Source organism: Kitasatospora sp. NPDC032757, assembly GCF_055579305.1.
Map to the genome: position 1 here is coordinate 73,804 of NZ_JBVINN010000003.1, position 8,932 is coordinate 82,735.

The following is an 8,932-nucleotide window of genomic DNA, read 5'->3' on the forward strand; positions in this document are numbered from 1 at the left end:
CTGGTCGGGCTCGGTCAGCCGGCCGGCGGCGTCAGCAGCACGACCCGCGGCGCCGCGGTGCTCACGGCCGAGACGGCCGCCCCGTGCGCGGCGTCGGTCCAGTCGAGCAGATGCAGGTCCTGGTAGCGGCTGCGCAGCGGCCCGTCCGCCGGGACGTCGAGCGGCAGGGCGGAGAGATCGACGGCGGAGAGCCCGTCCAGGCTGGTCCGCCCGAGCTTGATCAGCGACTCCTTCCGCACCCACTGCCGCAGGAACGCCACCCCCGGCTCCGGGTGCGCCTCGACCAGCCGTAGCTCCGCCGGGGCGAGCACCCGCCGGGCGACCTCGGGGAGCGCGCCGCCGCGCGTGGCCAGTTCGACGTCCACGCCGATCGGCCGGTGTCCGGCGGCGGCCGCGATGACGCCGTGGGTGTGCGAGAGGCTGACGTGGACGTCCGGGTGGTCCGGCAGGTACGGGCGGCCGTGGTCGGCCTTTCCGCAGTCGGGGCAGTTCTGGGCCAGCGTCAGCCCGGCGGCCGGGACGCCGAGCAGGCGGGCGGCGCAGAGCCGGACCAGGATGTGCGCGGCCGTGAAGTCGGCCCGTCCGGAGTCGCGCCGGAACCGGGCGGCGCGCTCGCGCTCCAGCGCGGTGAGCAGGTGCTCGCCGGCCTCGGGATGCCGCAGCACGTCGGCACTGGCCGCGACGGCGGCGAGCGGGGCGTGCGGATCCTGGTCCTCGGAAGTCATGGTGCCAACCTAGCGGCGGCGCGGCCGGCGCGCGGTGACGGGCCCGGGTGGAGGAATCTCGGACCGCTCCTGAGGGCCTATAGGGTATGAATCATCCGATTTAGTGTTGGATGCACCGGATTGGCTGGAATCAACACAGGATCAACCGAACCACGGCAGGCTTCCCGGCCTGCCTTTTCTTTGTGTGGAGGAAATGTGTCGATGGGTCAGGCGCCGGTGCGCCGGATCACCGAACAACCGCCACGAAGAGAGCGCCGGAGGCCCGCAGGCGCCGGGCGTCCGGGTGGCGGTGGCCGCCGTCGTCGCGGCGCTGCCGCCGGCCGCCGTCACGCCGCTCGCTGCAGCTGAGCGTCACAGCCGAACGCCGTCAGGCCGCCTGCTCACCCGAGCGGGCGGCCTGACGCGTCGTGGGGGCGCTCATCGCGCCGGGTGGTCCGCCAGCCCCGTCCCCAGCAGGTTGAAGGCCACCACGACCACCGCCTCCACCCGGGCGCGGACGGTCCCGGTCGGCTCGCCGGCCACGATGCCGCGCCGGATCTCCGCCATCACGGCCCGGTGCGCCCCCGCGACGGCGCCGGCGAGCACCCGTGACAGGGGGTCGTCCGGGTCGGCTCCCGACTCCGCGGCCAGTGCCGCCGCGAGCGCCGCCTCGGCGCGTTCGCCCAGCTCCAGCAGCCGGGCCCGCAGGGCCGGGCTCTCCGCGACCACCCGCCAGAACACCGCCGCCTCGGCGCTCAGCCCGTACGTCGGCTCGCCGGCCGCCAGCCCGGCCAGCAGGTCGGCCCGGACGGCGTCGACGGCGGACGTGCCCGTCGGCCGCTCCCGCACCACCGTGGCCAGGTGGGCGACCACCTCCTCCTGCCGGTCGAAGAAGAGGTCCTCCTTGGTCGGGAAGTAGTTGAAGACCGTGTTGGCCGAGACCCCGGCCGCCCGGGCCACCTCGACCACGGTGACCTGCTCGAACCCGCGCTCGGCGAACAGGCCCATCGCCGTGTCGGCCAGCAGGGTCCGGGTCTGCTGCTTCTTGAGTTCGCGAAGTCCCATGGCAGGAATCATAGTGTCACGCTAAATTTGCAGTGGCACCAAAAATATCCGCTACGGTGGCGGCATGACCTTCACCTTCGGCATCTATCCCGGCGGTCTGCTCGGCGACGACACCGGCGTGATCGAACCCGTCCGCCCCGACGACCCGGCCCTGATCGCCGCCGCTCTGCGGGAACTCCAGGGCGCGGCGCCCGCGTTCCTGGTGCGCGCCTACCGCCACCACCCCGAGGGGGTGCCCACCCCGGCCGAACCGGAGCGCTACGCGGTCGAGGGCCGCCGGCTCGACCTCGTCCTCCAGTTCCGCGAGCCGAGCGGGAGTCTGGACGGCTGGCTGGACTTCGTCCGGCGGACCGTCCGGACCGAGGGACACCGGATCGCGCTCCTGCAGGTCTGCGAGGAGCCCAACGTCGACCTGCCCGCGCTCGACGGCAGCACCCCCAATATCCGCCAGGCGCTGGTGCAGGGCGTGATCGCGGCCAAGGAGGAGGCGCTGGCCTGCGGTCACGACCTCGCCGTCGGCTTCAACGCGGCGCTGAACTTCGACCCGGCGGACACCTTCTGGCCGGAGCTCGGCGCCCTCGCCGACGAGCGTTTCCACCGCGCGCTCGACTACGTCGGCCTGGACTTCTTCCCCGACGTCTTCCGGCCCGTCCCGCCGGAGCGGCTGGCGGAGGTGGTCGCCGCGGTGCTCACCGGCTTCCGGCAGGACTCCCTCGCCAAGGCCGGCATCGGCCCGTCGGTGCCGGTCCGGATCTGCGAGCACGGCTGGCCCACCGGTCCGGACCGGAGCGAGCGGCGGCAGGCCGAGGTGGTGGAGGAGGTGGTCCGGACGGTCGCCGGTCTCGCCGCCGAACTCACCATCGAGGGCTATGCGTTCTTCAGTCTGCGGGACGTGGACAGCGCGGGTTCCGGGGCCTTCGACCGTTTCGGCCTGCTGCGGGACGACTACACCCGCAAGCCGGCCTTCGACGTCTACCGGCGGCTGGTCGAGGAGCTGACCTCGCCGTGACGGCAACGCGGGACGGCCCCCCGCCCGTGGTGGGCGAAGGGCCGTCCCGCGTCACGGCTCAGCGTTCGTCGGCTCAGCGCTCGTTGAATCAGTGCTCGTCGGCTCAGCGTTCGTCGAAGAAGCGTTCCACCGTGCCGCGCCGGGCCGCGACGGCGGCCACGGGCTCGCCGACCACCCGTCCCGCCAGCTCGACGGCCAGCTCTCCGACGTCCTGGCGGAGGGTGACGGCCGCGAGTGCCTGGTCGACGGCGATCTGCGCGTCCGCCTCGGCGACCAGCCGGTCGCGCTCGCGGATGCCCTCCTCGCGGGCCGCCGCGATGATCGCCGCACCCTGCTCGGCCGCCTCCTGCCGGATCAGCGCCGCCTCGTGCCGCGCGTCCGCCAGCTCCTGCCGGTAGGCCGCGTACGTCCGCTCCGCCTCGTCGCGGACCTCCTCCGCGCGCTGCTGCCGGCCTTCGGTCGCATCCCGCCGTTCGGCCTGCACGTGCTCGATCCTCGGCAGCACCTTGCGGCCCAGCAGCCAGACCATCAGGAAGAAGCAGGCCAGGGCGACGAGGACCTCGGCGGGGTCGGGCTTCAGCGGGCCGATTTCCATGTCGATACACCCCTCAGATGGTATGACGATCACTCAAATGTCTACCTGCCCCATTGCTTTGGCGGCAAACCGCCGTCGCGGGTGGGGTGCGGAGGAGTGGGTGTGGGTGGATCGCCGGCCAGAGAGCGCCTGGCCCGCGATCACCGATCCCGGCCCACCGGATCGACTCACCTGCTCGACGTCGCCGGCCCATGACCTACTCGACGGTCGGGCCGGCCGTCCAGTCGCCGCCGACGGTGGGCTCGGCGCCGGTGACAGGGGAGGAGTCGTCGGGGGTCAGGTCACCTCGCCGCGCCGGGAGAAGCGTTCCTCCCGCCACTCGCCGCTCTCCAGCACCTCGGCCAGCTGCTGTGCCGCATCCCAGACGTCCGTGTACGACAGGTAGAGCGGGGTGAAGCCGAACCGCATGAGGTCCGGGGCGCGGAAGTCCCCGATGACCCCGCGCGCGATCAGCGCCTGCACCACCGGGTAGCCGTCGGCGTGCCGCAGTGCGACCTGGCTGCCGCGCCGGGCGTGCTCGCGCGGGGTCGCCACCTCGACCCCGTCCAGGCCCTCCGTCAGGTTGATGAACAAATCGGTCAACGCCAGGCTCTTCGCCCGCACCGCGGCCAGGTCGGCCCGCTCCCAGACGTCCAGCGAGGACTCCAGCGCGGCCTGGCCGAGCAGTGAGGGCGAGCTGGTCAGGAAGCGGCCGATGCCCGCCTTCGGGTCGTACCCGGGCTCGAAGGCGAACGGGCGGGCGTGCCCGAACCAGCCGCTCAGCGGCTGCTCCGGCCCGGCCGCGAGGTGGCGCTCGGCCACGTACAGGAAGGCCGGCGAACCGGGGCCGCCGTTCAGGTACTTGTAGGTGCAGCCGACCGCGAAGTCGGCGCCGCTCGCGCCGAGCCCGACCGGCAGCGCACCCACCGAGTGGCAGACGTCCCAGATCATCAGGGCGCCCGCGGCCTGCACCCGGGCGGTGATCCCGGGCATGTCCAGCAGCTCGCCGGTGCGGTAGTCCACGTGGGAGAGGACGACGACGGCGACGTCCCCGTCCAGGTGCCGGTCCAGCTCCTCCGGTGTGACCAGGACGCTGCGCGCGCCCTCGAAAAGCCGGGTCACGCCCTCGGCGATGTAGAGGTCGGTCGGGAACGCCGCGCCGTCGCCGAGCACCGTGTGCCGGCCGGGGCGAAGCCGCAGTGCGGCCGTCAGCACCTTGAACAGGTTGACCGAGGTGGTGTCGCAGACCACCACCTCCGCCGGTCCGGCCCCGACCAGCGGGGCGATCCGGCGGCCCAGCCGGTAGGGCTGCTCGAACCAGCCGGCCTCGTTCCAGCTGCGGATCAGCTCCCGGCCCCACTCCTCCTCGACCACCTGCCGCACCCGCCCGGGGGTGCGGGCCGGCAGCGCGCCGAGGGAGTTCCCGTCCAGGTAGACGACCCCCTCCGGCAGCGCGAACTCCTTGCGGAACGCCGCCAGCGGGTCGACGGCGTCCAGCGCCGCGCAGTCCTCGCGCGTGATCATGCCCGGTCTCTCGCCCACTCTGTCGTCCATTCCTCTGGTCACATCTCGCCCGGTCGCGTCCGGCCCGTTCACAGCTCGTCCCGGACGGTCCACAGCTCGGGGAAGACGTCCTGCTCGGCGGCCTTGCGCAGCCAGGTCAGGCCGCTGGAGCCGCCCGAGCCCGGCTTGGCGCCCATCGCCCGCTTGACCGCCGCCAGATGCCGCTGGCGCCAGCGGGTCACCCGCTCGGCGACGTCCAGCAGTGCCTCGGCGAGCGGCTGCAGTGCCGCGTACCCGGGGTCCGTGTAGACCTGCCGCCAGGCCGCCTCCACCGCCGGGTCGGCGCGGTGCCGCTGCTCGGAGGGCTCGTGCGGCACGGCCAGCCCGCGCCGGGCGAGCAGGGCCAGCGCGTCGTCGTACAGGCCGGGGGAGCGCAGTGCCGCGCTCAGCTCGGCGTGCGTCTCCGGCACCTCGTCGTACATCCGCAGCAGGGCGGCGTTCTTGTTGCCGAGCAGGAACTCCAGGTGCAGGAAGGCCGAGGACTGGAAGCCCGAGGCCTCGCCGAACACCGAGCGGAACGCGTTGAACTCCTGCGGTGTCATGGTCGCCAGCAGGTCCCAGGACTCCGTCAGCACGTCCTGGACGTGGGTGCCGCGGCGCAGCGCGGCCAGCGCGGCCGGCAGGTCGTCCTCGCGGAGTGCCTGCTGGGCCAGCGTCCATTCGTGCCGCAGCAGGCCGAAAAGCAGCTCCATCACCTGGGTGGAGACGATGAACGACATCTCGGCCGGCACCTTGCTGCGCGGGTTCTGCAGGCTGTGCAGCTCGGCCAGCCGCACGTACCGGGCGTACGGGGTGCCGTGACCCGGTTCGCCGCCCGGGCCGAACGAAAGGTTCGGTTTCTCCACCGCGTCGTGCCCCATCCCGATCCCTCCTGATGACCCGCACAGTTGCGGGGCCCCATTGTGCGGCGGCCACCACCCGCTCTTGAATGGGCTCCGGGCACCCCAACGGCACTCGGACTTGTCGTTCGAGAGGTCTTTCCGCCGATCTGCTTTATGATCGCGAAACGGCTGGATCCGGCCACGCAACGCCCGCCGACCACGACCTTCCTGGAGCCGCCATGGACGCCGTCGACCGCCGCCTGCTCGCCGAGCTCCAGGCCGACGCCCGGCTCTCGTACAACGAACTCTCCCGCCGGGTGAGTCTCTCCGCACCCGCCGTCGCCGAACGGGTGCGCCGGCTGGAGGCCGACGGGGTGATCAGCGGCTACCACGCCCACGTCGACCCCGCACGGGCCGGGCTGCCGATCACCGCGCTGGTCCAGCTGCAGTGCTACGGTCCCCGCTGCGTGCTGCGCGACCCCGAGGTGGCCCGCTGGCCGGAGGTGCTCCAGCTGCACCGGGTGACCGGTGGCGCCTGCTGCGTGCTGCTGGTCGCCGTGCCCGCGATGGCCGACTTCGAGGCGCTGATCGACCGCCTCGGCGCCTACGGGCAGCCGGCCAGCTCGATGATCCTGTCCAGCCCGGTGCCCTGGCGCCCGGTCGTCGCCCCCTGAACGGGCGGGTCCCGCACGGCGGCCCGACGGAACGTCAGGTCCGGCGGAGCGATAGGTTCCTCGCCATGCCGAACGACGACCGTCACATCCTGCTGCTCTCCGGCAGCCTGCGCGCCGGCTCCACCAACGAGACGGTGCTGCGCACCGCCGCCGCGGTCGCGCACTCCGCCGAGGGCGTCACCGCCACGTTCTACACCGGCCTGGCCGGACTGCCGCACTTCAACCCCGACGACGACACCGACCCGCTGCCCGCGCCGGTCACCGAACTGCGGGCCGCCATCGAGGCCGCCGACGCCCTGCTGATCTGCACCCCGGAGTACGCGGGCACGCTGCCCGGCTCGTTCAAGAACCTGCTCGACTGGACGGTCGGCGGCACCGAGATCTCTGACAAGCCCGCCGCCTGGATCACCGCCGCCGCCCCCGGCCGCGGCCACGGCGCCGAGGCGACGCTGCGCACCGTGCTCGGCTACACCGGCGCCGCCGTGCTGGACGAGGCCTGCGCACGGATCCCGCTGGACCGCTCGGGCGTCGGCCCGGACGGGCTGGCCACGGACCCGCTGGTCCGCGACCGGATCGGCGAGGTGCTGGCCCGCCTGGCGGCCGGCTGACCCCGGCCCTCCGCCGAAGGGCCCCGGACCCTGCCGGCCGGGCTCAGTGCCCGTCCGGCAGGTGCAGGCCCAGCCCCGCCAGGCCGTTCAGGAACAGTTCCACCCCGACCGCCGCCAGCAGCAGGCCGAGCAGCCGGGAGAGCACCTCCAGCGAGGTCCGGTGGGTGCGCTGCATCAGCGGGGCGAGGGCCGCCACACAGAGGTAGTTGATCACCACGACGGCGATGTACGCCCCGGCGACGGTGGTCCGCCACCCCCAGTCGTCCTTGGCGAGCGAGCCGACCAGTACCGCGGTGACCGCCAGCGGGCTGGCGATGTACGGCAGCAGCAGCTCGCGGATGCCGTCCACCATCGGATTGGCCAGGTGTTCGTCCTCGTCGTCGCCGGCGCCGAGGTGGATGCCGAGGACCAGGGCGACGGCGTAGATGAAGAAGATCGCCCCGCCCGCCAGTTGCAGCGACTGGTCGCTGATGTGGAAGAGCGAGGTGACGGCGTCGGCGGTGTAGGCGAGCACCAGCCCGATGACGGCGGAGATCACCGTGGACCAGGCCGCCAGCCGCCGCAGCTCGCCGGTGGTGCGGCTGCCGGCCAGCCGGGCGAACGACAGCAGGACCTTCGGCGGGCCCACGACGGCGAAGAAGGCGATGAAGGCGCTGCTCAGGTCGAAGACGAACATGGGCCAAGCATGGCCGCGCTGATCATCGCAGTTCGACCGCCACGCCCTCCGCGCGCAGCGTGACGAGGATCGCGTCGAAGTAGTCGAGCCGCCGCTCGCCGAGGAAGACCGTGCCGGTCAGGTGCCGGCGGGCGGTGCCGGCGTCCTGCCAGAGCAGGGTGAACGGGGGAGTGGGGCCGAATCCGCCGTGCAGGCAGTCGGCCAGCGCGTCGAGGTTGGAACCGTAGTAGCCCCCGGGCCCGTTCAGGGCGGCGCCGAGGGCGGTGTAGAACGCGGCGCGGTCGGTGACCCCGCGGCCGTCCAGCACGTAGGTGGGCCGTTCCGGCCGGGTGACGGTCATCCGTCCTCCATTCCTGCTCGCCCCTGTTCGCCCGGGTATTCCCTCCCTCCTCGATATTCGCCCGGATGGCGGTCCCGGGTCGAACCGGCCCGCCCTTTCGGCTCCTATGGAAGCCGGATCACCCTCCGCTGGAACGAGGACTCGACATGTGTCTGAACCGTAAGGACCTGGGCCTGCTGGCCCTGCGCGGCGCCGTCGGCGGGGTGCTGATCGCGCACGGCACCCAGAAGCTGTTCGGCTGGTTCGGTGGCGGCGGCCTGGAGGGCACTGCCCAGGCGATGGAGCAGATGGGCTTCCACCCGGGGCGGCGGAGCGCCATGGCCGCGGGCCTCGGCGAGGCGGGCGGCGGTGCCATGCTGGTGGCCGGGCTGGCCACACCGGCGGCCGGTGCCGTGGTGGCCGGCACCATGGCGGGGGCGGTCGCGGTGCATGCGCCGGCCGGCTTCTTCATGATGTCCGGTGGCTACGAGTACCCGGCGTTCCTGGGCGCGACCGGGCTGGCGCTGGGCCTGGCCGGCCCGGGGCGGTACTCGCTGGACCACCTGACCGGCCACGCCTTCGACCGCCCGTGGGTGGGCGTGCTCGCCTTCGCCGCCAGCGCGGCCTCCGCGTACGGCGTGGTGGCCCGCCGCCGGCACGCGGTGCGGCTGAGCGAGGAGCGGGCCGCCATGGAGGCGGAGGACCAGGAGGGCTCGGGCCTCTCCTGATCCCCGCCCGCTGCCGCGAGGCCTGAATGGCCTGAACGCCACTCGCCGGAAACCGCCCCCGTCCGGCGGCGTCCCGTGCGCGGGGAGGCGGAACGGACGAACTCCCCCGCACCAAGCCGGTTGGGGGAAACCACCCCTCCCCCCGACAAACCAAACCCTCTGGGGGGTGGGGGAACCCCCCCAGAGGGTGG

11 protein-coding genes are annotated in these 8,932 nt (G+C 73.3%); 4 read left to right on the forward strand and 7 right to left on the reverse strand.

Features of this window, described 5'->3' with window-relative positions:
* Nucleotides 1–14 precede the first annotated feature (14 nt).
* Together ACZ5WK_RS05880 and ACZ5WK_RS05885 are read right to left on the reverse strand one after the other, a co-directional pair.
* Nucleotides 15–725 (reverse strand): 4'-phosphopantetheinyl transferase family protein, encoded by a 711-nt coding sequence (locus ACZ5WK_RS05880; protein WP_465545371.1) that lies wholly within the window; start codon nt 723–725, stop codon nt 15–17.
* Nucleotides 726–1,142: 417 nt separating this feature from the next.
* Nucleotides 1,143–1,769 (reverse strand): TetR/AcrR family transcriptional regulator, encoded by a 627-nt coding sequence (locus ACZ5WK_RS05885; protein WP_465545373.1) that lies wholly within the window; start codon nt 1,767–1,769, stop codon nt 1,143–1,145.
* A 64-nt stretch (nt 1,770–1,833) separates the two neighbouring features.
* Here ACZ5WK_RS05885 and ACZ5WK_RS05890 point away from each other — a divergent pair, with 64 nt between their 5' ends.
* Complete coding sequence (locus ACZ5WK_RS05890; RefSeq protein ID WP_465545375.1) at nt 1,834–2,778, forward strand: hypothetical protein; 945 nt, start codon at nt 1,834–1,836, stop codon at nt 2,776–2,778.
* Nucleotides 2,779–2,881: 103 nt separating this feature from the next.
* On the opposite strand, the gene ACZ5WK_RS05895 is transcribed toward ACZ5WK_RS05890, so the two are convergent.
* The 3 genes from ACZ5WK_RS05895 to ACZ5WK_RS05905 all read right to left on the reverse strand — a co-directional run bounded on the left by ACZ5WK_RS05895 (nt 2,882) and on the right by ACZ5WK_RS05905 (nt 5,775).
* On the reverse strand, nt 2,882–3,373 hold the full coding sequence (locus tag ACZ5WK_RS05895) for a F0F1 ATP synthase subunit B family protein (RefSeq protein ID WP_465545377.1): 492 nt from the start codon (nt 3,371–3,373) through the stop codon (nt 2,882–2,884).
* A 276-nt stretch (nt 3,374–3,649) separates the two neighbouring features.
* Complete coding sequence (gene kynU, locus ACZ5WK_RS05900; protein WP_465545379.1) at nt 3,650–4,876, reverse strand: kynureninase; 1,227 nt, start codon at nt 4,874–4,876, stop codon at nt 3,650–3,652.
* 68 nt (nt 4,877–4,944) lie between these two features.
* Complete coding sequence (locus ACZ5WK_RS05905) at nt 4,945–5,775, reverse strand: tryptophan 2,3-dioxygenase (protein WP_396319561.1); 831 nt, start codon at nt 5,773–5,775, stop codon at nt 4,945–4,947.
* Between the two features lie 200 nt (nt 5,776–5,975).
* Here ACZ5WK_RS05905 and ACZ5WK_RS05910 point away from each other — a divergent pair, with 200 nt between their 5' ends.
* On the forward strand, nt 5,976–6,410 hold the full coding sequence (locus ACZ5WK_RS05910) for an Lrp/AsnC family transcriptional regulator (RefSeq protein WP_396319560.1): 435 nt from the start codon (nt 5,976–5,978) through the stop codon (nt 6,408–6,410).
* Nucleotides 6,411–6,475: 65 nt separating this feature from the next.
* Nucleotides 6,476–7,018, forward strand: coding sequence for an NADPH-dependent FMN reductase (locus tag ACZ5WK_RS05915; protein ID WP_465545381.1), 543 nt, complete (start codon nt 6,476–6,478; stop codon nt 7,016–7,018).
* 43 nt (nt 7,019–7,061) lie between these two features.
* Here the strand turns inward: ACZ5WK_RS05915 and ACZ5WK_RS05920 are convergent, their stop codons facing one another.
* Both ACZ5WK_RS05920 and ACZ5WK_RS05925 read right to left on the reverse strand, forming a co-directional pair.
* Nucleotides 7,062–7,694: a MarC family protein gene (locus tag ACZ5WK_RS05920; protein WP_465545383.1), complete on the reverse strand. Its 633-nt coding sequence runs from the start codon at nt 7,692–7,694 to the stop codon at nt 7,062–7,064.
* A 22-nt stretch (nt 7,695–7,716) separates the two neighbouring features.
* Complete coding sequence (locus tag ACZ5WK_RS05925; RefSeq protein ID WP_465545385.1) at nt 7,717–8,034, reverse strand: barstar family protein; 318 nt, start codon at nt 8,032–8,034, stop codon at nt 7,717–7,719.
* A gap of 146 nt (nt 8,035–8,180) precedes the next feature.
* On the opposite strand from ACZ5WK_RS05925, the gene ACZ5WK_RS05930 reads away from it, so the two are divergent.
* Nucleotides 8,181–8,741: a DoxX family protein gene (locus ACZ5WK_RS05930; RefSeq protein WP_465545387.1), complete on the forward strand. Its 561-nt coding sequence runs from the start codon at nt 8,181–8,183 to the stop codon at nt 8,739–8,741.
* Nucleotides 8,742–8,932 lie beyond the last annotated feature (191 nt).